This is a genomic window from Streptomyces sp. NPDC031100 (assembly GCF_055570785.1).
The window spans coordinates 134,265-155,657 of sequence record NZ_JBVIGN010000005.1 but is presented as its reverse complement, the minus strand read 5'-3'; the positions used below and the strand labels follow the sequence as shown (position 1 = coordinate 155,657).

The 21,393-nt window shown below is 70.4% G+C and carries 19 protein-coding genes; 18 read left to right on the top strand and 1 reads right to left on the bottom strand.

Going from position 1 to position 21,393, the window contains the following annotated elements; translation table 11 throughout:
• Window positions 1-10: 10 nt before the first annotated feature.
• From ACZ5DS_RS16480 to nusB, 12 genes are all read left to right on the top strand, one after another.
• Window positions 11-358 (top strand): hypothetical protein, encoded by a 348-nt coding sequence (locus ACZ5DS_RS16480; protein ID WP_468238554.1) that lies wholly within the window; start codon window positions 11-13, stop codon window positions 356-358.
• Window positions 358-3,030: an alanine--tRNA ligase gene (alaS, locus tag ACZ5DS_RS16475; protein WP_468238552.1), complete on the top strand. Its 2,673-nt coding sequence runs from the start codon at window positions 358-360 to the stop codon at window positions 3,028-3,030. Before ACZ5DS_RS16480 ends, alaS begins: the two co-directional genes overlap by 1 nt.
• A 25-nt stretch (window positions 3,031-3,055) precedes the next feature.
• Window positions 3,056-3,520, top strand: coding sequence for a Holliday junction resolvase RuvX (gene ruvX, locus ACZ5DS_RS16470; protein ID WP_468238550.1), 465 nt, complete (start codon window positions 3,056-3,058; stop codon window positions 3,518-3,520).
• A gap of 122 nt (window positions 3,521-3,642) precedes the next feature.
• Window positions 3,643-5,316, top strand: coding sequence for an endolytic transglycosylase MltG (gene mltG / locus ACZ5DS_RS16465; protein WP_468238548.1), 1,674 nt, complete (start codon window positions 3,643-3,645; stop codon window positions 5,314-5,316).
• Window positions 5,317-5,318: 2 nt separating this feature from the next.
• A complete protein-coding gene (locus ACZ5DS_RS16460; protein ID WP_468238546.1) occupies window positions 5,319-6,158 on the top strand; it encodes a shikimate dehydrogenase in 840 nt (279 codons plus the stop codon).
• 175 nt (window positions 6,159-6,333) lie between these two features.
• Window positions 6,334-7,518 (top strand): chorismate synthase, encoded by a 1,185-nt coding sequence (gene aroC / locus ACZ5DS_RS16455; RefSeq protein ID WP_468238544.1) that lies wholly within the window; start codon window positions 6,334-6,336, stop codon window positions 7,516-7,518.
• Between the two features lie 5 nt (window positions 7,519-7,523).
• Window positions 7,524-8,033 (top strand): shikimate kinase, encoded by a 510-nt coding sequence (locus ACZ5DS_RS16450; protein WP_468238541.1) that lies wholly within the window; start codon window positions 7,524-7,526, stop codon window positions 8,031-8,033.
• Window positions 8,030-9,121, top strand: coding sequence for a 3-dehydroquinate synthase (aroB, locus tag ACZ5DS_RS16445; protein ID WP_468238539.1), 1,092 nt, complete (start codon window positions 8,030-8,032; stop codon window positions 9,119-9,121). Before ACZ5DS_RS16450 ends, aroB begins: the two co-directional genes overlap by 4 nt.
• A gap of 165 nt (window positions 9,122-9,286) precedes the next feature.
• Entirely contained in the window at window positions 9,287-10,156 is an 870-nt protein-coding gene (locus tag ACZ5DS_RS16440; RefSeq protein WP_468238537.1) for a Pro-rich N-terminal domain-containing protein, read from the top strand.
• 167 nt (window positions 10,157-10,323) lie between these two features.
• Window positions 10,324-11,430: an aminopeptidase P family protein gene (locus ACZ5DS_RS16435; RefSeq protein ID WP_468238534.1), complete on the top strand. Its 1,107-nt coding sequence runs from the start codon at window positions 10,324-10,326 to the stop codon at window positions 11,428-11,430.
• Between the two features lie 49 nt (window positions 11,431-11,479).
• Window positions 11,480-12,046 (top strand): elongation factor P, encoded by a 567-nt coding sequence (gene efp / locus ACZ5DS_RS16430; RefSeq protein WP_468238532.1) that lies wholly within the window; start codon window positions 11,480-11,482, stop codon window positions 12,044-12,046.
• 2 nt (window positions 12,047-12,048) lie between these two features.
• On the top strand, window positions 12,049-12,480 hold the full coding sequence (nusB, locus tag ACZ5DS_RS16425) for a transcription antitermination factor NusB (protein WP_468238530.1): 432 nt from the start codon (window positions 12,049-12,051) through the stop codon (window positions 12,478-12,480).
• 167 nt (window positions 12,481-12,647) lie between these two features.
• Here the strand turns inward: nusB and bldD are convergent, their stop codons facing one another.
• Window positions 12,648-13,151 (bottom strand): transcriptional regulator BldD, encoded by a 504-nt coding sequence (gene bldD, locus ACZ5DS_RS16420; RefSeq protein ID WP_014671524.1) that lies wholly within the window; start codon window positions 13,149-13,151, stop codon window positions 12,648-12,650.
• A 251-nt stretch (window positions 13,152-13,402) separates the two neighbouring features.
• Here bldD and pyrR point away from each other — a divergent pair, with 251 nt between their 5' ends.
• From pyrR to carB, 6 genes are all read left to right on the top strand, one after another.
• Complete coding sequence (pyrR, locus tag ACZ5DS_RS16415; protein ID WP_468238528.1) at window positions 13,403-13,975, top strand: bifunctional pyr operon transcriptional regulator/uracil phosphoribosyltransferase PyrR; 573 nt, start codon at window positions 13,403-13,405, stop codon at window positions 13,973-13,975.
• 92 nt (window positions 13,976-14,067) lie between these two features.
• Window positions 14,068-15,066, top strand: a complete 999-nt coding sequence (locus ACZ5DS_RS16410; protein ID WP_468238527.1) for an aspartate carbamoyltransferase catalytic subunit — start codon at window positions 14,068-14,070, stop codon at window positions 15,064-15,066.
• A gap of 5 nt (window positions 15,067-15,071) precedes the next feature.
• On the top strand, window positions 15,072-16,358 hold the full coding sequence (locus ACZ5DS_RS16405; RefSeq protein ID WP_468238526.1) for a dihydroorotase: 1,287 nt from the start codon (window positions 15,072-15,074) through the stop codon (window positions 16,356-16,358).
• On the top strand, window positions 16,355-16,915 hold the full coding sequence (locus ACZ5DS_RS16400) for a PH-like domain-containing protein (protein ID WP_468238525.1): 561 nt from the start codon (window positions 16,355-16,357) through the stop codon (window positions 16,913-16,915). Before ACZ5DS_RS16405 ends, ACZ5DS_RS16400 begins: the two co-directional genes overlap by 4 nt.
• Window positions 16,912-18,054 (top strand): glutamine-hydrolyzing carbamoyl-phosphate synthase small subunit, encoded by a 1,143-nt coding sequence (gene carA / locus ACZ5DS_RS16395; protein WP_468238523.1) that lies wholly within the window; start codon window positions 16,912-16,914, stop codon window positions 18,052-18,054. The genes ACZ5DS_RS16400 and carA overlap by 4 nt, the downstream gene beginning before the upstream one ends.
• Complete coding sequence (gene carB / locus ACZ5DS_RS16390; protein ID WP_468238521.1) at window positions 18,047-21,355, top strand: carbamoyl-phosphate synthase large subunit; 3,309 nt, start codon at window positions 18,047-18,049, stop codon at window positions 21,353-21,355. Before carA ends, carB begins: the two co-directional genes overlap by 8 nt.
• The last annotated feature ends 38 nt before the right edge of the window (window positions 21,356-21,393 follow it).

The following is a 21,393-nucleotide window of genomic DNA, read 5'->3' as shown; positions in this document are numbered from 1 at the left end:
GCCACAGCAGATGTTCCGCCGTACGTTCTGGTTCACCACGGGCGTCGCCGCCGGTGTGTGGGCCACCACCAAGGTCAACCGCAAGCTGAAGCAGCTGACCCCCGAGAGCCTCGCCGCGACCGCGGCCAACAAGGCCCTGGAGACCGGTCAGCGCCTGAAGGACCGCGCGGTCGGCTTCGCGCTCGACGTCCGCGACAACATGGCGCAGCGGGAGGCCGAGCTGGAGGAGGCGCTGGGCATCCACGACAGCCCCGAACTCCCCGCGCCCCGGCGGCACGCCGCCATCGAGAACAACCGCAGCACACCGAAGTACATCGAGAACACGACGTACTCGTACAACCGGAATGAGGACCACTGATGGAGTCGGCCGAGATTCGCCGCCGCTGGCTGAGCTTCTTCGAGGAGCGCGGGCACACCGTCGTCCCTTCGGCGTCGCTCATCGCGGACGACCCGACTCTGCTCCTCGTCCCCGCCGGCATGGTGCCCTTCAAGCCCTACTTCCTGGGTGAGGTCAAGCCGCCGTTCCCGCGCGCCACCAGCGTGCAGAAGTGCGTGCGCACCCCCGACATCGAAGAGGTCGGCAAGACCACGCGCCACGGCACGTTCTTCCAGATGTGCGGCAACTTCTCCTTCGGCGACTACTTCAAGGAAGGCGCCATCAAGCTCGCCTGGGAGCTGCTCACCAGCCCCCAGGACAAGGGCGGTTACGGCCTGGAGCCGGAGAAGCTCTGGATCACCGTCTACCAGGACGACGACGAGGCCGAGCAGATCTGGCACGAGGTCGTCGGCGTGCCCAAGGAGCGCATCCAGCGCCTGGGCATGAAGGACAACTTCTGGTCCATGGGCGTCCCCGGCCCCTGCGGCCCCTGTTCCGAGATCAACTACGACCGCGGCCCCGAGTTCGGTGTCGAGGGCGGCCCCGCCGTCAACGACGAGCGGTACGTGGAGATCTGGAACCTCGTCTTCATGCAGTACGAGCGCGGCGAGGGCACCGGCAAGGACAAGTTCGAGATCCTCGGGGACCTGCCGAGCAAGAACATCGACACGGGCCTCGGTCTGGAGCGGCTCGCCATGATTCTGCAGGGCGTGCAGAACATGTACGAGATCGACACCTCCATGGCCGTCATCGGCAGGGCCACCGAGCTGACCGGCGTCCGCTACGGCGACGCCCACGACTCCGACGTGTCCCTCCGCGTGGTCACGGACCACATGCGCACGGCCACGATGCTCATCGGCGACGGCGTCACCCCCGGCAACGAGGGCCGCGGCTACGTCCTGCGCCGCATCATGCGCCGCGCCATCCGCAACATGCGCCTGCTCGGTGCCACCGGTCCGGTAGTCAAGGACCTGATCGACGTCGTCATCGGCATGATGGGCCAGCAGTACCCGGAGCTGGTCACCGACCGCGAGCGCATCGAGAAGGTCGCCCTCGCCGAGGAGAACGCCTTCCTCAAGACGCTGAAGGCCGGCACCAACATCCTCGACACGGCCGTGACCGAGACCAAGCAGGCCGGCTCCACGGTCCTGGCCGGCGACAAGGCCTTCCTGCTCCACGACACCTGGGGCTTCCCGATCGACCTCACCCTGGAGATGGCCGCCGAGCAGGGCCTCTCCGTGGACGAGGAGGGCTTCCGCCGCCTGATGAAGGAGCAGCGGGAGCGCGCCAAGGCCGACGCCCAGGCCAAGAAGACCGGCCACGCCGACATGGGTGCCTACCGCGAGATCGCGGACACCGCCGGCGAGACCGACTTCATCGGCTACTCCGACACCGAGGGCGAGACCACGATCGTCGGCCTCCTGGTCGACGGCGTCTCCTCCCCGGCCGCCACCGAGGGCGACGAGGTCGAGGTCGTCCTCGACCGCACCCCGTTCTACGCCGAGGGCGGCGGCCAGATCGGCGACACCGGCCGGATCAAGGTCGACTCCGGTGCCGTCATCGAGGTCCGCGACTGCCAGAAGCCCGTCCCGGGTGTCTACGTCCACAAGGGCGTCGTCCAGGTCGGCGAGGTGACCGTCGGTGCCAAGGCCCACGCCTCCATCGACTCCCGCCGCCGCAAGGCCATCGCCCGCGCCCACTCGGCCACCCACCTGACCCACCAGGCCCTGCGCGACGCCCTCGGCCCGACAGCCGCCCAGGCCGGTTCCGAGAACCAGCCCGGCCGCTTCCGCTTCGACTTCGGCTCCCCGTCCGCCGTCCCGACCGCCGTGATGACCGACGTCGAGCAGAAGATCAACGAGGTGCTCGCCCGCGACCTCGACGTGCACGCCGAGATCATGGGCATCGACGAGGCCAAGAAGCAGGGCGCCATCGCCGAGTTCGGCGAGAAGTACGGCGAGCGGGTCCGCGTGGTGACCATCGGCGACTTCTCCAAGGAGCTGTGTGGCGGCACGCACGTGCACAACACCGCCCAGCTGGGTCTGGTGAAGCTGCTCGGCGAGTCGTCGATCGGCTCGGGTGTGCGCCGTATCGAAGCTCTCGTCGGTGTGGACGCCTACAACTTCCTGGCCCGCGAGCACACGGTCGTCGCCCAGCTCCAGGAGCTGATCAAGGGCCGTCCGGAGGAGCTTCCGGAGAAGGTCTCCGCCATGCTCGGCAAGCTGAAGGACGCCGAGAAGGAGATCGAGAAGTTCCGCGCCGAGAAGGTCCTGCAGGCCGCCGCCGGTCTCGCCGAGTCCGCCAAGGACGTCCGCGGTGTCGCCGTGGTGACCGGCCAGGTCCCGGACGGCACGACCCCCGACGACCTGCGCAAGCTGGTCCTCGACGTGCGCGGCCGCATCCAGGGCGGCCGGGCCGCCGTGGTCGCCCTCTTCACGGTCAACAACGGCAAGCCGCTGACCGTCATCGCCACCAACGAGGCCGCCCGCGAGCGCGGCCTCAAGGCCGGTGACCTGGTCCGCACCGCCGCCAAGACCCTCGGCGGCGGCGGTGGCGGCAAGCCGGACGTCGCCCAGGGCGGCGGCCAGAACCCGGCCGCCGTCGGCGAGGCCGTCGAGGCCGTCGAGCGGCTCGTCGCCGAGACCGCCAAGTGACAGCCAAGTAAGGAAACGGTCGGAAATGCGCAGAGGACGTCGACTCTCGATCGACGTCGGGGATGCCCGGATCGGGGTCGCCTCGTGTGACCCCGACGGGATCCTCGCCACCCCGGTGGAGACCGTCCCCGGCCGGGACATCCCGGCCGCCCACCGCCGGCTGAGGCAGCTGGTGGAGGAGTACGAACCGATCGAGGTCGTCGTCGGACTCCCTCGCTCCCTCAAGGGGGGCGAGGGCCCGGCCGCGCTGAAGGTCCGCACCTTCGCGCAGGAACTCGCCAAGGGCATCCATCCCGTGCCGGTCCGGCTGGTGGACGAGCGGCTGACGACCGTGACGGCCAGTCAGGGACTCCGCGCTTCGGGGGTGAAAGCGAAGAAGGGCCGCTCGGTCATCGACCAGGCCGCCGCCGTCATCATCCTGCAGCAGGCCCTCGAATCCGAACGGGTGTCAGGTAAAGCACCCGGCGTGGGCGTCGAAGTGGTCATCTGATCGCGATACGGTAACGTTCCGCGCGATGCGGCGGTGTTCGAACAGCCACCGCACAGCAAGAGGCGGAACGGAAGCCGGTCCACGGGCCGCGCGACCGTCGGCCTCGCGGCTCTAGGGGATAGATGACTGAGTATGGCCGGGGCTCTGGCTCCGAACCGTGGCATCTGGAGGACCCGTTGTTCGGGGACGGCGGATGGGGAGGACAGCAGGCCCAGTCGGGTCAGCCGTCCCCCTACGGCGGCCAGCCACAGCAGCACCCGCAGCCGCAGTACGGCGACTGGGCCCAGGGGCAGCAGCCCGGGTACGACCAGCAGCAGTACCACCAGTACTACGACCAGCAGGGCCATCCGCAGTACGCCGGCCAGGACCCGCAGTACGCGGCGCACGTCCAGCAGCAGTACCAGCACCAAGGCGGCTGGGACGCGACCGGCACCCACGGCCATGTGCCGTACGCGGCCGACCCCGGCGACCCGTACGGCCAGCAGCCCGTGGCCTACGGTGCCGAGCAGCCCGACACGTACGGCACCGAGGACGCCTACCCGCCGCCGCAGCCGCCCGGCCGCAGGCGCCCCGAACCGGAACCGGAGCCGACGGCGCCTGCCGAGGAGGAGCACGCCTTCTTCGCGGGAGGCGGCGGCGATGACGAGGACGACGACGAGGCCGAGAGCCGGAGCGGCCGCAGTGACCGCCGTGGCCGCAAACCGGTCAAGGACAAGAAACGGCGCACCGGCTGCGCCTGCATGGTGGTGGTGCTCGTCTTCGGCGGCGGCCTCGGCGGAGTCGGATATTTCGGGTACCAGTTCTACCAAAATCGTTTCGGCGCGGCCCCGGACTATGCGGGCAGCGGCAACGGCGAGCAGGTCACGGTCGCCATCCCGCAGGGCGCGGGCGGCTGGGCGATCGGGGAGAAGCTGAAGGAGGCGGGCGTCGTCGAGAGCGCGGCCGCATTCGTCTCCGCGCTGCAGGCGAACCCCAGGGGCAAGTCGCTCCAGGACGGTGTCTACACCCTGGAGAAGCACATGTCCGCCGCGAGCGCGGTGGAACTGATGCTCAGCCCGAAGAGCCGCAGCAACCTGATCATTGCCGAGGGTCTCCGCAACACCGCGGTGTACAGCCTGATCGACAAGCGCGTCGGAGTGGCGACAGGCACCACGGCGCGCATCGCGAAGAAGGAGTACAAGCACCTCGGCCTGCCCGCCTGGGCGCTGAACCACCCGAGTCTCAAGGACCCGTTGGAAGGCTTCCTCTACCCCTCCAGCTATCCGGTCACCAAGGGGCAGAAACCCGAGGTCGTCCTCAAGGACATGGTGTCCCAGGCCACGGCCAAGTACCAGGAAATGGGCCTGGAGAAGAAGGCCAAGGCCCTCGGCCTCGACGGTCCCTGGCAGCTGCTCACCGTGGCGAGCCTGGCGCAGGCCGAGGGCACGAGCCACGACGACTTCCGCAAGATGGCCGAGGTCGTCTACAACCGCCTCGAGCCGGACAACCCGCAGACCTACGGGCGGCTGGAGTTCGACTCGACGTACAACTACGTGAAGAACCAGAGCAAGATCGATCTGGGCATCGCCGAGCTGCGCAAGTACAACAACCCCTACAACACGTACTTCTCCAAGGGGCTGCCGCCCGGCCCGATCGACAACCCCGGCGAGGAGGCGCTCAGGGGCGCGCTCGACCCGACGGACGACGGCTGGTACTACTTCATCTCGATGGACGGCAAGACCAGCAAGTTCACGAAGACGCTCGCGGAACACGAGAAGCTGGTCAACGAGTGGAACGCGGCGAGGAAAAAGAACTGAACATGGTATCGAAGGTAGGTGGCGCCCGCCGGGCTGCCGTGCTCGGTTCGCCCATCGCCCACTCCCTCTCCCCGGTGCTGCACCGGGCGGCCTACGACGCACTCGGGCTCACCGACTGGTCGTACGACCGCTTCGAGGTCGACGAGGCCGCCCTGCCCGGCTTCCTCGAGAAGCTGGGGCCGGAGTGGGCGGGGCTGTCGCTGACCATGCCGCTGAAGCGGGCGGTCATCCCGCTGGTGGACGAGATCAGCGAGACGGCCGCCTCGGTCGACGCCGTCAACACGGTGGTCTTCACCGAGGACGGACGCCGCGTCGGCGACAACACCGACATCCCGGGCATAGTGGCCGCCCTGCGCGAGCACGGCATCGAACAGGTCGACTCCGCGGCGATCCTCGGCGCCGGCGCCACCGCCTCCTCGGCGCTGGCCGCGCTCGCCCGGATCTGCACCGGTGAGGTCGTCGCCTATGTGCGCAGCGAGACCCGCGCCGCCGAGATGCGCCAGTGGGGCGAGCGGCTCGACGTGGACGTCCGCACGGCCGACTGGTCGGACGCGGGGCAGGCCCTGCGCGCCCCCCTGGTGATCGCCACCACCCCCGCCGGCACCACCGACGCCCTCGCCGCGGCCGTCCCCGAGCGCCCGGCCACCCTCTTCGACGTGCTCTACGACCCCTGGCCCACCGAGCTGGCGGCCCGCTGGTCCATGTTCGGCGGTGCCGTCGTCAGCGGCCTCGACCTGCTGGTCCACCAGGCCGTCCTCCAGGTCGAGCAGATGACCGGCCGCTCCCCGGCGCCCCTGGAGGCCATGCGGCACGCCGGCGAAAAGGCGCTCGCGGCTCGCTGAACCCCCTGCCGTTCCGCCTCTCCGTCCCGTCTGCTGGACCAGCGGCCGGACACCCGCCCCGGACGTGGGAGGATCGGAGGTGGCGGGCCGGGGTCGCGCATCCGGTCGCGCCGTCGCCGTACGCGAGGATGCGCGTACGCAGGGCAGTACCGGACGCGAACACGGAGGAGCACCGTTGAGCAGGCTGCGTTGGCTGACCGCGGGGGAGTCCCACGGTCCCGCACTCGTCGCGACGCTGGAGGGCCTCCCCGCCGGCGTGCCGATCACCACGGAGATGGTGGCGGATCACCTGGCGCGGCGGCGGCTCGGCTATGGCCGCGGTGCGCGGATGAAGTTCGAGCGGGACGAGGTCACCTTCCTGGGTGGTGTCCGGCACGGGCTCACGCTCGGTTCGCCGGTCGCGATCATGGTGGGGAACACCGAGTGGCCGAAGTGGGAGCAGGTCATGGCGGCCGACCCGGTGGATCCCGAGATCCTCGCCGGTCTTGCCCGCAATGCCCCGCTGACCCGGCCGCGCCCTGGTCACGCCGACCTGGCGGGCATGCAGAAGTACGGCTTCGACGAGGCCCGTCCGATCCTGGAGCGTGCGTCGGCGCGTGAGACCGCGGCCCGTGTGGCGCTGGGCGCCGTCGCGCGGTCGTACCTGAAGGAGACGACCGGTATCGAGATCGTCTCGCACGTGGTCGAGCTGTGCTCCGTGAAGGCTCCGCAGGGTGTCTACCCGACGCCGGCCGACGTCGAGAAGCTGGACGCCGACCCGCTGCGCTGCCTGGACGCGGACGCGTCGAAGGCGATGGTCGCGGAGGTCGACCAGGCCCACAAGGACGGCGACACGCTCGGTGGCGTCGTCGAGGTGCTGGCGTACGGCGTTCCGGTCGGCCTCGGCTCGCATGTGCACTGGGACCGCAAGCTGGACGCCCGGCTGGCGGGCGCGCTCATGGGCATCCAGGCGATCAAGGGTGTGGAGATCGGCGACGGCTTCGAGCTGGCGCGGGTGCCGGGCTCGAAGGCGCACGACGAGATCGTGAAGACCGACGAGGGCCTCAGGCGCACCACCGGCCGTTCCGGCGGCACCGAGGGTGGCCTGACCACGGGTGAACTGCTGCGCGTGCGTGCCGCCATGAAGCCGATCGCGACCGTGCCGCGGGCCCTGCAGACCGTGGACGTGACCACCGGCGAGGCCACCCAGGCCCACCATCAGCGCTCCGACGTCTCCGCGGTGCCGGCCGCCGGCATCGTCGCCGAGGCCATGGTCGCGCTCGTGCTCGCGGACGCGGTCGCGGAGAAGTTCGGCGGCGACAGCGTGGCCGAGACCCGCCGCAACGTGCAGTCGTACCTCGACAACCTCCAGATCCGGTGACCGCGATGCCTGCGGTCGTACTGGTCGGCCCGATGGGCGTGGGCAAGTCCACCGTCGGGCGGCTGCTGGCCGAGCGGCTCGGGGTGGGTTACCGGGACACGGACGACGACATCGTGGCCGCCGCGGGGCGGAGCATCGCCGAGATCTTCGTGGACGAGGGTGAGCCGGCCTTCCGCGCGCTCGAGAAGCGCGCGGTGCGCGAGGCCCTGGCCGAGCACGAGGGCGTCCTCGCGCTGGGCGGCGGCGCGATCCTCGATGCCGACACGCGGGCGCTGCTCGCCGGGTACCGCGTGGTCTACCTGTCGATGGACGTGGAGGAGGCGGCCAGGCGCACCGGTCTCAACGTGGCCCGGCCGCTGCTCGCCATCAATCCGCGCAAGCAGTGGCGCGAACTGATGGAGGCCCGGCGGCACCTGTACGAGGAGGTCGCCACCGCCGTCGTGCCGACCGACGGACGCACCCCCGAAGAGGTCACCCAACAGGCGCTCGACGCACTGGAGTTGAAGGAAGCATGAGCGAGGCAGTCACCCGGATCCAGGTCGCCGGCACCGCGGGCACCGACCCGTACGAGGTGCTGGTCGGCCGGCAACTCCTGGGCGAGCTGGCCGGGTTGATCGGCCCGAGGGCCAAGCGTGTCGCGGTGATCCACCCCGAGGCGCTGGCCGAGACCGGTGACGCGCTGCGCGCCGACCTGGCCGAGCAGGGCTTCGAGGCGGTCGCCGTCCAGGTGCCCAACGCGGAGGAGGCCAAGACCGCGGAGGTCGCCGCCTACTGCTGGAAGGCCCTCGGCCAGTCCGGCTTCACCCGCACCGACGTCATCGTCGGCGTCGGCGGCGGTGCCACCACCGACCTCGCCGGTTTCGTGGCCGCCACCTGGCTGCGCGGGGTGCGCTGGATCGCCATCCCCACCACCGTGCTCGCCATGGTGGACGCGGCGGTCGGCGGCAAGACCGGCATCAACACCGCCGAGGGCAAGAACCTGGTGGGCGCGTTCCATCCGCCGGCCGGTGTCCTGTGCGACCTGGCCGCGCTGGACTCCCTCCCGGTCAACGACTACGTCTCCGGGCTCGCGGAGGTCATCAAGGCCGGCTTCATCGCCGACCCGGCGATCCTGGACCTGATCGAGGCCGACCCCGAGGCCGCCCGCACGCCGGCGGGCCCGCACACGGCCGAGCTGATCGAGCGTTCGATCCGGGTCAAGGCCGAGGTCGTCTCCTCCGACCTGAAGGAATCCGGGCTGCGGGAGATCCTGAACTACGGCCACACGCTCGGCCACGCGATCGAGAAGAACGAGCGCTACAAGTGGCGGCACGGCGCGGCGGTCGCGGTCGGCATGCACTTCGCCGCCGAACTGGGCCGTCTGGCGGGCCGGTTGGACGACGCGACGGCGGACCGCCACCGCACCGTCCTGGAAGCGGTGGGCCTCCCGCTGCACTACCGCTACGACCAGTGGCCCAAGCTGCTGGAGACGATGAAGGTCGACAAGAAGTCCCGCGGCGACCTGCTGCGCTTCGTCGTGCTCGACGGGCTCGCCAAGCCGACCGTCCTGGAGGGCCCGGACCCGGCCGTCCTCCTGGCCGCCTACGGAGAAGTGGGCCAGTAAGTACCCCGCTGTTCCTTCCGTCCGATTCCCTTTCGGTGCCGGGCACTTCGGAGGGCCCCCGGTCGTTTCACCAATCGACGGCCGGGGGCGGTACCGTTCGGTAGGGAGCGGGCTCCGTACCCGCCTGCCAGCGCCAAATGTGTGTACGAGACGGAGTGGCAACGGATGCAGCACGCAGTGGGGTCTCCGCTGCCGCCGCCCCACCAGCCGGGGCAGGGACCGCACGGCGGCTGGGCGCCGGCCGCCCATCACCCGGGAGTCCCACAGGGTCCCGCACCCCTGCCTCCGCCGCCACCCGGCTTCCCGGGAGCAGGAGCGGGGTCCGCACCCCCGTCCGGCCCTGTGCCGCCCGCACCTCCGCAGCACGCCCCCGCCCCGTTGCCGCCCGACACCACAGGTCACGTGCCCCTGCCACCGGGCGGCCCCGTCGGCGTGCCCACGGCACCGCCTGCCGCGGCCACCGTCCCCGACCCGACGGCCACCACCCTCGCCGTGCTGCTGATCGGCCCCGCGGGCGCGGGCAAGACGAGCGTGGCCAAGTACTGGGCGGACCACCGCCGGGTGCCCACGGCCCACATCAGCCTCGACGACGTGCGTGAATGGGTCCGCTCCGGCTTCGCCGACCCCCAGTCCGGGTGGAACGACCATTCCGAGGCCCAGTACCGCCTGGCCCGCCGCACCTGCGGCTTCGCCGCCCGGAACTACCTGGCCAACGGCATCTCCTGCATCCTCGACGACGCCGTCTTCCCGGACCGCCCCGTCGTGGGCCTCGGTGGCTGGAAGCGCCATGTCGGCCCCGGCCTGCTCCCGGTCGTCCTCCTCCCGGGCCTCGACATCGTCCTGGAGCGCAACGCCGAGCGCAGCGGCAACCGCCGCCTCACCGACGAGGAGGTCGCCCGCATCCACGGCCGCATGGCCGGCTGGTACGGCTCGGGCCTGCCGATCATCGACAATTCCCAGCTGGACATCGCGGGCACGGCCCGGGTGCTGGACGACGTACTGGCCAGGGCCATAGCAAGCCCCCCGAGCTGGTGATCAGGCGGAACTGCAAGGTCTTGGGGGCGCGAGGCTGCATCGACATGCGGCTCCGCCGCGTGGGCGCGCTCGGCCCCCACTGACGCGCACCCGAAGACACCGGCGCCCCCACCCCACTCGGCCCCTACCAACCAGCACAACTCGGGCAAAACTCCTACGCTCATCTCATGTCAGAGGTGTACGCGACCCGCCGAGCCCGGCTCAGGGAGCGCTGCAACGCGGCCGGCACCGCGGCAGCGCTCATCTCCCGCCCAGCCAACGTGCGCTACCTGGCGGGCGCCGCCCCCCAGGGTGCCGTCATGCTCCTCGGCAAAAGCCAGGACATGCTGGTGTGTGCCGCTGCGCCGGACGACCGACCGGCAGAGGGCCGCCCCGACGAGACACTGGCGCTGCACGTCCTTCCCTCACCCGGGGGCGATGCCGCCGTAGCAGCCGCTGATCTCGCCGGAGGCCAGGGCGTCGATTCCCTCGCGGTGGAGGAACACCACCTCACCGTCGCCCGCCACCGAGCCATCCACTCCGTCGCCCCCAAGCTGCGCCTCGCCGACCTCGGCTCAGCCGTCGAGCAGCTCAGGGTCGTCAAGGACGAGGAGGAGATCTCCTGCCTCCGCATCGGCGCCGAGATCGCCGACCAGGCCCTCGGGGAGCTGCTGGAGTCCATCCTGGTCGGCCGCACGGAACGGCACCTCGCGCTGGAGCTGGAGCGGCGCCTGGTCGACCACGGCGCCGACGGGCCGGCCTTCCCGACCTCCGTGGCCACCGGCCCGCACTCCGGCCGTCGCGGCCACCGCCCTACCGATCGCCGGGTGGAGGAGGGCGACTTCCTCTCGGTCTGCCTGGGCGCCACCTACCGCGGCTACCGCTGCGAGATCGGCCGTACCTTCGTCATCGGCACCTCGCCCGCCGACTGGCAGATCGAGCTGTACGACCTGGTCTTCGCCGCTCAGCGGGCCGGACGGGAGTCCCTCGCGCCCGGCGCCGGCTACCGCGAGGTGGACCGCGCGGCACGCCAGGTGCTGGACTCCGCGGGCTATGCGGAGGCCCTGCAACCGCTGACGGGACACGGCGTGGGACTCGAAATCGACGAGGACCCGCAGCTGGCGCCCGCGGCAATGGGTAAACTGGACGCTTGCGTGCCGGTCACCGTCGAACCGGGGGTCCACCTCCCGGGCCGGGGTGGTGTCCGGATCGATGACACGCTCGTCGTACGCCCCGAGGCGGACGGCGGACCCGAGCTACTCACCATCACGACCAAGGAGCTGCTCGCCCTCTAGGTAGGTGCGTGCCCCGGGGTCGTACGTCAGTCCAGGAGATTCCGCAACCGTGGCTTCCACGAACGACCTCAAGAACGGCATGGTGCTCAAGCTCGAAGGCGGCCAGCTCTGGTCCGTCGTCGAGTTCCAGCACGTCAAGCCCGGCAAGGGCCCGGCCTTCGTGCGCACCAAGCTCAAGAACGTGCTCTCCGGCAAGGTCGTCGACAAGACCTTCAACGCCGGCGTCAAGGTCGAGACGGCCACTGTCGACAAGCGCGACATGCAGTTCTCGTACATGGACGGCGACTACTTCGTCTTCATGGACATGGAGACCTACGACCAGCTGATGGTCGACCGCAAGGCCGTCGGCGACGCCGCCAACTTCCTCATCGAGGGCTTCACGGCCACCGTCGCGCAGCACGAGGGCGAGGTGCTCTTCGTCGAGCTCCCGGCCGCCGTCGAGCTGACCATCCAGGAGACCGAGCCGGGCGTCCAGGGCGACCGCTCCACCGGTGGCACCAAGCCCGCCATCCTGGAGACCGGCCACCAGATCCAGGTCCCGCTCTTCATCACCACCGGTGAGAAGATCAAGGTCGACACCCGTACGAGCGACTACCTCGGCCGGGTGAGCAGCTAACCGTGGCTGCCCGTAATACGGCCCGTAAACGTGCCTTCCAGATCCTCTTCGAGGGCGACCAGCGCGGAGTCGACGTCCTGACGGTCCTCGCGGACTGGATCCGGCTGTCCCGGTCCGACACCCGGCAGCCGCCGGTGAGCGAGTACACGATGCAGCTGGTCGAGGGCTACGCCGAGCACACCAGGCGTATCGACGACCTGATCGCCCAGTACGCGGTGGGCTGGACGCTCGACCGGATGCCGGTCGTCGACCGCAACATCCTGCGCCTGGGCGCGTACGAGCTGATCTGGGTGGACGAGACCCCGGACGCCGTCGTCCTGGACGAGATGGTGCAGCTGGCGAAGGAGTTCTCCACGGACGAGTCGCCCTCGTTCGTGAACGGGCTCCTGGGCCGCCTGAAGGAGCTGAAGCCGATGCTGCGCCGCGAGGCGTAAGCCGGTACGACAAACGCCGGAGGACCCGCAGCGTGCACCTGCTGCGGGTCCTCCGGCGTTCCTGTACGTCCGCGCGCTGCGAGGCGCACAGAACACCGCCGGGGTGGCCCGAACCATGCGGTTCGGGCCATCCCGGCGGCACGTTTCTGCTGAGGCGCTGCAGGCCGTCAGGCCTCTTCGTGGGTGGCCACCGCGCGGCGCGCGTCCGCGTCCAGGACACCCCAGCTGATCAGCTGCTCGGTGAGGACCGAGGGGGACTGGTCGTAGATGACGGCGAGTGTGCGCAGGTCGTCCTGGCGGATCGACAGCACCTTGCCGTTGTAGTCGCCGCGCTGGGACTGGATCGTCGCCGCGTAGCGCTGGAGGGGGCCCGCCTTCTCGGCCGGCACGGTGGCCAGCCGCTCCAGGTCCAGGACGAGCTTCGGCGGCGGCTCGGCCGCGCCGCCCGGCGTGGTGCCCGGCAGGAGCTCCTGAACCGGAACGCCATAGAAATCGGCCAGCTCGGCGAGGCGCTGCACCGTCACGGCGCGGTCACCGCGCTCGTACGAACCGACCACCACGGCCTTCCAGCGCCCCTGGGACTTCTCCTCGACACCGTGGAGGGAAAGGCCCTGCTGGGTGCGGATGGCCCGGAGCTTGGCCCCGAGCTGTTTGGCGTATTCGCTGGACATATAGCTCCCCGGACACTGTGTCGACGCGGTCAGTGTGATTCCCGCCGCGCGGCTGGTAACTCACTGTGAGGTTACGCAGCGTGACTCTCATGCGTCAAGCCGAATGGTCCACACCGACTCTTCCGTGGTAGTGCCGGCCGATTGCGCCGGCCGGGTGATCGAGGACCACCCGGGACCTGCTACGGTGGATGGCGCAAATCCGACGTCCTTTAAGGTCCGTCCCGTGAGGCGGAGAAGGAGGTCCGTTTCGTATGGACACGCAAGCGAACCCGTATGCGTCCGATGCGCGGCCCGTTCTCGAAGGCCCCGACATCGCGCGGGTACTGACCCGTATCGCCCACGAGATCGTCGAACGCGCCAAGGGCGCCGACGATGTGGTGCTCCTCGGCATCCCCACCCGAGGCGTCTTCCTCGCCCAGCGGCTCGCCGCCAAGCTGGAGCAGATCACCGACCGCAAGGTCCCCGTCGGCTCGCTCGACATCACCATGTACCGCGACGACCTGCGCATGCACCCGCCGCGTGCGCTGGCCCGCACCGAGATCCCCGGTGACGGCATCGACGGCCGCCTGGTCGTCCTCGTCGACGACGTGCTCTTCTCGGGCCGCACCATCCGTGCCGCCCTCGACGCCCTGAACGACATCGGGCGTCCGCGCGCGGTCCAGCTCGCGGTCCTGGTCGACCGCGGCCACCGCGAACTGCCCATCCGCGCCGACTACGTCGGCAAGAACCTCCCCACGTCGCTGCGGGAGACGGTCAAGGTCCAGCTCGCCGAGGAGGACGGTCGCGACACCGTGCTGCTCGGTGTGAAGCCGGCCGACCAGTAGCAAGTCAGGCGCGCACGGCCGCTTCGGCGTGCCGACACACGCGCAGGTTTGCCCCAATCCTCCCCATTGAACTGCCTTACGGAGCCTGACAGATGCAGCGTCATCTCATCTCGGCCGCCGACCTCACCCGCGACGACGCCGTCCTGATCCTCGACACCGCCGAGGAGATGGCCCGGGTGGCCGACCGGCCGATCAAGAAGCTGCCGACCCTGCGCGGCCGCACGATCGTCAACCTCTTCTTCGAGGACTCGACCCGCACCCGGATCTCCTTCGAGGCCGCCGAGAAGCGGCTGTCCGCGGACGTCATCAACTTCTCCGCCAAGGGCTCCAGCGTCTCCAAGGGCGAGTCCCTGAAGGACACCGCGCAGACCCTGGAGGCCATGGGCGTCGACGCCGTCGTCATCCGGCACGGCGCCTCCGGAGCGCCTTACCGCCTCGCCAACTCCGGCTGGATCGACGCCGCCGTCATCAACGCCGGTGACGGCACCCACCAGCACCCCACGCAGGCCCTGCTCGACGCCTTCACCATGCGCCGCCGCCTGGTGGGCCGGGACGCCGGCCTCGGCCAGGACCTGTCCGGCAAGCGGATCACCATCGTCGGCGACGTCCTGCACAGCCGGGTCGCCCGCTCCAACGTCGACCTGCTGCACACCCTCGGCGCCGAGGTCACCCTCGTCGCCCCGCCCACCCTGGTGCCGGTCGGCGTCGGGACCTGGCCCTGCGAGGTGTCGTACGACCTCGACAGCACGCTGCCCAAGTCCGACGCGGTGATGATGCTGCGCGTCCAGCGGGAGCGCATGAACGCCGCCTTCTTCCCGACCGAGCGCGAGTACTCGCGGCGCTACGGCCTCGACGGCGAGCGCATGGCGAAGATGCCCGAGCACGCCATCGTGATGCACCCCGGCCCGATGGTCCGCGGCATGGAGATCACCGCCGAGGTCGCCGACTCCGAGCGCTGCACTGTCGTCGAGCAGGTCGCCAACGGCGTCTCCATCCGGATGGCCGTCCTGTACCTGCTGCTCGGCGGCGCTGTGTTTGATTCGAAAAACGTGCCCGCCGTCACCCACGCCCGCACCAACGAGGAGAAGTAAGACCCATGAGCAAGATCCTTATCCGTGGTGCGAAGGTGCTCGGCGGCGAGCCGCAGGACGTGCTGATCGACGGCGCGACGATCGCCGAGGTGGGCACCGGCCTGTCCGCCGAAGGTGCCGAGGTCGTCGAGGCCGCCGGCAAGGTGCTGCTGCCGGGCCTGGTCGACCTGCACACCCACCTGCGCGAGCCCGGCCGCGAGGACTCCGAGACCGTCCTGACCGGCACGCGCGCGGCCGCCTCCGGCGGCTACACCGCCGTGTTCGCCATGGCCAACACCTTCCCGGTCGCCGACACCGCCGGTGTGGTCGAGCAGGTCTACCGGCTCGGCCAGGAGCACGGCTACTGCGACGTCCAGCCCATCGGTGCCGTCACCGTCGGCCTGGAGGGCAGGAAGCTCGCCGAGCTCGGCGCCATGCACGAATCGGCCGCCGGGGTCACCGTCTTCTCCGACGACGGCAAGTGCGTGGACGACGCCGTGATCATGCGCCGCGCCCTGGAGTACGTGAAGGCCTTCGGCGGTGTCGTCGCCCAGCACGCGCAGGAGCCGCGGCTGACGGAGGGCGCCCAGATGAACGAGGGCATCGTCTCCGCCGAGCTGGGCCTGGGCGGCTGGCCGGCCGTCGCCGAGGAGTCGATCATCGCCCGGGACGTCCTGCTCGCCGAGCACGTCGGCTCCCGGGTGCACATCTGCCACCTCTCGACCGCCGGCTCCGTCGAGATCGTCCGCTGGGCCAAGGCCCGCGGCATCCAGGTCACCGCCGAGGTGACCCCGCACCACCTGCTCCTCACCGATGAGCTGGTGCGCACCTACAACCCCGTCTACAAGGTCAACCCGCCGCTGCGCACCGAGCGGGACGTGCACGCCCTGCGCGAGGCGCTCGCCGACGGCACGATCGACATCGTCGCCACCGACCACGCCCCGCACCCGCACGAGGACAAGGACTGCGAGTGGGCCGCGGCCGCCATGGGCATGGTCGGCCTGGAGACCGCGTTGTCAGTGGTCCAGGAGACCATGGTCGACACGGGCCTGCTGGACTGGGCCGGCGTCGCCGACCGCATGTCCGTCAAGCCCGCGCAGATCGGACAGGCCACCGGGCACGGCCGTCCCGTCTCGGCCGGTGAGCCCGCCAACCTCACCCTCGTCGACACGGAATACCGTGGCCAGGTGGACCCCGCGGGCTTCGCCTCGCGCAGCAGCAACACCCCGTACGAGGGACGCGAGCTGCCGGGCCGTGTCACCCACACGTGGCTGCGGGGCAAGGCCACGCTCGTCGACGGGAAGCTCACGTGACACCTGTAATCCTGCTGGCCGAGGCGAAGAAGTCGGCCGAGGTCACCGACTGGGGAGCCCGCATCGGCTGGCTCGTCGGCCTCGCCCTCTTCGTCGCGCTCATCTACTGGCTGATGCGCGAGGGCTGGAAGTGGCGCGGCACGCTCCAGGGCGACCTGCCCGAGCTGCCCAGCGCGCCGGACGAGCCCGGTACGGCCAGACTGACGATGAGCGGCCGTTACCACGGCTCGACCACCGCCGGGCAGTGGCTGGATCGCATCGTGGCCCACGGCCTCGGCACCCGCAGCCGCGCCGAGCTGACCCTCACGGACGCGGGCCTGGAGGTCGTACGCCCCGGGGCGACCGACTTCTTCGTCCCGGCCGCCGCACTGCGCGAGGCCCGGCTGGACAAGGGCATCGCCGGCAAGGTCCTCACCGAGGGCGGGCTGCTGGTGGTGACCTGGGCACACGGGGAGAAGCTGATCGACTCCGGCTTCCGCTCCGACCATGCGGCCGAGCACACCGAATGGGTCGACACCCTGAACCACATGATCAACGACACGGAAGGCGCACGATGACGACCTCCACCAGGGGAGCCGCCAAGGTTCCCGCCGTACTCGTCCTGGAGGACGGCCGCACCTTCCGCGGCCGCGCCTACGGGGCCGTGGGGGAGACCTTCGGCGAGGCCGTGTTCTCCACCGGCATGACCGGCTACCAGGAGACCCTCACCGACCCGTCGTACGACCGCCAGATCGTCGTCGCGACCGCCCCGCAGATCGGCAACACCGGCTGGAACGACGAGGACGACGAGTCGAGCCGCATCTGGGTCTCCGGCTACGTCGTGCGCGACCCCGCGCGCGTGCCGTCCAACTGGCGCGCCAAGCGCTCCCTGGACGACGAGCTGGTCGCCCAGGGCGTGGTCGGCATCTCCGGCATCGACACCCGCGCCCTCACCCGCCACCTGCGCGAGCGCGGCTCGATGCGCGCCGGCATCTTCTCCGGCGAGGCGATCGCCCCCGAGGCCGAGCTGGTCGAGCGCGTGCTGGCCCAGCCGCGCATGAAGGGCCTGAGCCTCTACGAGGAGGTCGCCACCCAGGAGGCGTACGTCGTCCCGGCGATCGGCGAGAAGAAGTTCACCGTCGCCGCCATCGACCTCGGCATCAAGGGCATGACCCCGCACCGCATGGCCGAGCGCGGCATCGAGGTGCACGTGCTGCCCGCGACGGCCACGCCGCAGGACATCTACGCGGTCGACCCGGACGGCGTCTTCTTCTCCAACGGACCCGGTGACCCGGCCACCGCCGACGGCCCGGTCGCCCTGATGACCGCCGTCCTGGAGCGCAGGACGCCCCTGTTCGGCATCTGCTTCGGCAACCAGATCCTCGGCCGCGCGCTCGGCTTCGGCACCTACAAGCTGAAGTACGGCCACCGGGGCATCAACCAGCCGGTGCAGGACCGTACGACCGGCAAGGTCGAGGTCACCGCGCACAACCACGGCTTCGCCGTGGACGCGCCGCTCGACAAGGTCAGCGACACCAAGTTCGGCCGGGCCGAGGTCTCGCACGTCTGCCTGAACGACAACGTCGTGGAGGGGCTGCAGCTGCTCGACCAGCCGGCCTTCTCCGTCCAGTACCACCCCGAAGCGGCAGCGGGCCCGCACGACGCCGCCTACCTGTTCGACCGCTTCGTTTCCCTGATGGAGGGCCAGCGTGCCTAAGCGCACCGATATCCAGTCCGTCCTGGTCATCGGCTCCGGCCCGATCGTCATCGGCCAGGCCGCCGAGTTCGACTACTCCGGCACCCAGGCGTGCCGCGTGCTCAGGGCCGAGGGCCTGCGCGTGGTCCTCGTCAACTCCAACCCGGCGACGATCATGACGGACCCGGAGATCGCCGACGCCACCTACGTCGAGCCGATCACCCCCGAGTTCGTCGAGAAGATCATCGCCAAGGAGCGCCCCGACGCCCTGCTGCCCACCCTGGGCGGCCAGACGGCCCTGAACACCGCCATCTCGCTGCACGAGAACGGCGTCCTGGAGAAGTACGGCGTCGAGCTGATCGGCGCCAAGCCCGAGGCGATCCACAAGGGCGAGGACCGCGACCTGTTCAAGGCCGTGGTCGAGGCCGTCAACGCGAAGATCGGGTACGGCGAGTCCGCCCGCTCGGTCATCTGCCACTCCATGGACGACGTCCTCAAGGGCGTAGAGCAGCTCGGCGGCTACCCGGTCGTCGTCCGCCCGTCCTTCACCATGGGCGGCGCCGGCTCCGGCTTCGCGCACGACGAGGAGGAGCTGCGCCGCATCGCCGGCCAGGGCCTCACCCTCTCGCCGACCACCGAGGTGCTCCTGGAGGAGTCCATCCTCGGCTGGAAGGAGTACGAGCTGGAGCTGATGCGCGACAAGCACGACAACGTCGTGGTCGTCTGCTCCATCGAGAACTTCGACCCCATGGGCGTGCACACCGGTGACTCGATCACCGTCGCGCCCGCGATGACGCTGACCGACCGCGAGTACCAGATCCTGCGGGACATCGGCATCGCCGTCATCCGCGAGGTCGGCGTGGACACCGGCGGCTGCAACATCCAGTTCGCGGTGAACCCCGAGGACGGTCGCGTGATCGTCATCGAGATGAACCCGCGCGTGTCGCGCTCCTCGGCGCTCGCCTCCAAGGCGACCGGCTTCCCGATCGCCAAGATCGCCGCCAAGCTGGCCGTCGGCTACACCCTGGACGAGATCCCGAACGACATCACCCGGGAGACCCCGGCCTCCTTCGAGCCCACGCTCGACTACGTGGTCGTCAAGGCTCCGCGGTTCGCCTTCGAGAAGTTCCCGCAGGCCGACTCCACCCTCACCACCACCATGAAGTCGGTCGGCGAAGCCATGGCCATCGGCCGCAACTTCACCGAGGCCTTCCAGAAGGCGCTGCGCTCGCTGGAGAAGAAGGGCAGCCAGTTCACCTTCGTCGGCGAGACCGGCGACAAGGACGCCCTGCTGCGCGAGGCCGTGCGCCCCACGGACGGCCGGATCAACACGGTCATGCAGGCCATCCGCGCGGGTGCCACGCCCGAGGAGGTCTTCGAGTTCACGAAGATCGACCCGTGGTTCGTGGACCAGCTCTTCCTGATCAAGGAGGTCGCGGACGAGCTGGCCGAGGCGCCCGAGCTGACCCGCGAGCTGCTCGCCGAGGCCAAGCGGCACGGCTTCTCCGACCAGCAGATCGGCGAGATCCGCGGCCTGCGCGAGGACGTCGTCCGCGAGGTCCGGCACGCCCTCGGCATCCGCCCGGTCTACAAGACGGTCGACACCTGCGCCGCCGAGTTCGCCGCGCAGACGCCGTACTTCTACTCCTCCTACGACGAGGAGACCGAGGTCGCTTCCCGCGAGAAGCCCGCGGTGATCATCCTGGGCTCCGGCCCGAACCGTATCGGTCAGGGCATCGAGTTCGACTACTCCTGCGTCCACGCCTCCTTCGCGCTGTCCGACGCCGGGTACGAGACCGTGATGGTCAACTGCAACCCGGAGACCGTCTCCACGGACTACGACACCTCCGACCGCCTGTACTTCGAGCCGCTGACGCTGGAGGACGTGCTGGAGATCGTCCACGCGGAGTCCCTCGCCGGCCCGATCGCGGGCGTGGTCGTGCAGCTGGGCGGCCAGACCCCGCTGGGCCTCGCGCAGGCCCTGAAGGACAACGGCGTGCCGATCGTGGGCACCCCGCCCGAGGCGATCCACGCCGCCGAGGACCGCGGCGCCTTCGGCCGCGTCCTCGCCGAGGCCGGTCTGCCGGCGCCGAAGCACGGCACGGCGACGACCTTCGCCCAGGCCAAGGCCATCGCCGACGAGATCGGCTACCCGGTCCTGGTCCGGCCGTCGTACGTCCTCGGCGGGCGCGGCATGGAGATCGTCTACGACGAGACCCGCCTCGCCTCCTACATCGCCGAGTCGACCGAGATCAGCCCCTCCCGGCCGGTCCTCGTCGACCGCTTCCTGGACGACGCCATCGAGATCGACGTCGACGCCCTGTACGACGGCGAGGAGCTGTACCTCGGCGGCGTCATGGAGCACATCGAGGAAGCCGGCATCCACTCCGGCGACTCGGCGTGCGCCCTGCCCCCGATCACGCTGGGCGGCTTCGACATCAAGCGCCTGCGCGCCTCCACCGAGGCCATCGCGCGCGGTGTCGGCGTGCGCGGCCTGATCAACATCCAGTTCGCGATGGCGGGCGACATCCTCTACGTCCTGGAGGCCAACCCGCGCGCCTCCCGTACGGTCCCCTTCACCTCGAAGGCGACCGCGGTGCCGCTCGCGAAGGCCGCCGCCCGGATCTCGCTGGGCGCGACCATCGCCGAGCTGCGGGCGGAAGGACTGCTTCCGGCGACCGGCGACGGTGGCGAGCTGCCGCTGGACGCGCCGATCTCCGTCAAGGAGGCCGTCATGCCGTGGACGCGCTTCCGCGACATCCAGGGCCGCGGTGTCGACACCGTCCTCGGCCCGGAGATGCGCTCCACCGGCGAGGTCATGGGCATCGACTCCGTCTTCGGCACGGCGTACGCCAAGTCGCAGGCGGGTGCCTACGGCCCGCTGCCCACCAAGGGCCGCGCGTTCATCTCGGTCGCCAACCGCGACAAGCGCTCGATGATCTTCCCGGCCCGCGAGCTGGTCGCGCACGGCTTCGAGCTGCTCGCCACCTCCGGCACGGCCGAGGTCCTCAAGCGCAACGGCATCAACGCCACGGTCGTGCGCAAGCAGTCCGAGGGCACCGGCCCGAACGGCGAGCGGACCATCGTCCAGCTCATCCACGACGGCGAGGTCGACCTCATCGTCAACACCCCGTACGGCACCGGCGGCCGCCTCGACGGCTACGACATCCGTACGGCTGCGGTGGCCCGCTCCGTGCCGTGTCTGACGACCGTCCAGGCGCTTGCGGCGGCCGTCCAGGGCATCGACGCGCTCAACCACGGTGACGTGGGCGTCCGCTCGCTCCAGGAACACGCTGAACACCTGACCGCGGCCCGCGACTAGCAGCCCCGAGGGGGACACCGGAAACGGTGTCCCCCTCT

What these genes read in the sequence shown, in the direction of transcription:
- alaS (WP_468238552.1), top strand. Translation starts at nt 358, where the DNA reads ATGGAGTCGGCCGAGATTCGCCGCCGCTGGCTGAGCTTCTTCGAGGAG.
- ACZ5DS_RS16405 (WP_468238526.1), top strand. Translation starts at nt 15,072, where the DNA reads ATGAGCAAGATCCTTATCCGTGGTGCGAAGGTGCTCGGCGGCGAGCCG.
- ruvX (WP_468238550.1), top strand. Translation starts at nt 3,056, where the DNA reads ATGCGCAGAGGACGTCGACTCTCGATCGACGTCGGGGATGCCCGGATC.
- aroB (WP_468238539.1), top strand. Translation starts at nt 8,030, where the DNA reads ATGAGCGAGGCAGTCACCCGGATCCAGGTCGCCGGCACCGCGGGCACC.
- ACZ5DS_RS16410 (WP_468238527.1), top strand. Translation starts at nt 14,068, where the DNA reads ATGCAGCGTCATCTCATCTCGGCCGCCGACCTCACCCGCGACGACGCC.
- pyrR (WP_468238528.1), top strand. Translation starts at nt 13,403, where the DNA reads ATGGACACGCAAGCGAACCCGTATGCGTCCGATGCGCGGCCCGTTCTC.
- mltG (WP_468238548.1), top strand. Translation starts at nt 3,643, where the DNA reads ATGACTGAGTATGGCCGGGGCTCTGGCTCCGAACCGTGGCATCTGGAG.
- bldD (WP_014671524.1), bottom strand. Translation starts at nt 13,151, where the DNA reads ATGTCCAGCGAATACGCCAAACAGCTCGGGGCCAAGCTCCGGGCCATC.
- ACZ5DS_RS16480 (WP_468238554.1), top strand. Translation starts at nt 11, where the DNA reads ATGTTCCGCCGTACGTTCTGGTTCACCACGGGCGTCGCCGCCGGTGTG.
- ACZ5DS_RS16440 (WP_468238537.1), top strand. Translation starts at nt 9,287, where the DNA reads ATGCAGCACGCAGTGGGGTCTCCGCTGCCGCCGCCCCACCAGCCGGGG.
- ACZ5DS_RS16435 (WP_468238534.1), top strand. Translation starts at nt 10,324, where the DNA reads ATGTCAGAGGTGTACGCGACCCGCCGAGCCCGGCTCAGGGAGCGCTGC.
- carA (WP_468238523.1), top strand. Translation starts at nt 16,912, where the DNA reads ATGACGACCTCCACCAGGGGAGCCGCCAAGGTTCCCGCCGTACTCGTC.
- ACZ5DS_RS16460 (WP_468238546.1), top strand. Translation starts at nt 5,319, where the DNA reads ATGGTATCGAAGGTAGGTGGCGCCCGCCGGGCTGCCGTGCTCGGTTCG.
- ACZ5DS_RS16450 (WP_468238541.1), top strand. Translation starts at nt 7,524, where the DNA reads ATGCCTGCGGTCGTACTGGTCGGCCCGATGGGCGTGGGCAAGTCCACC.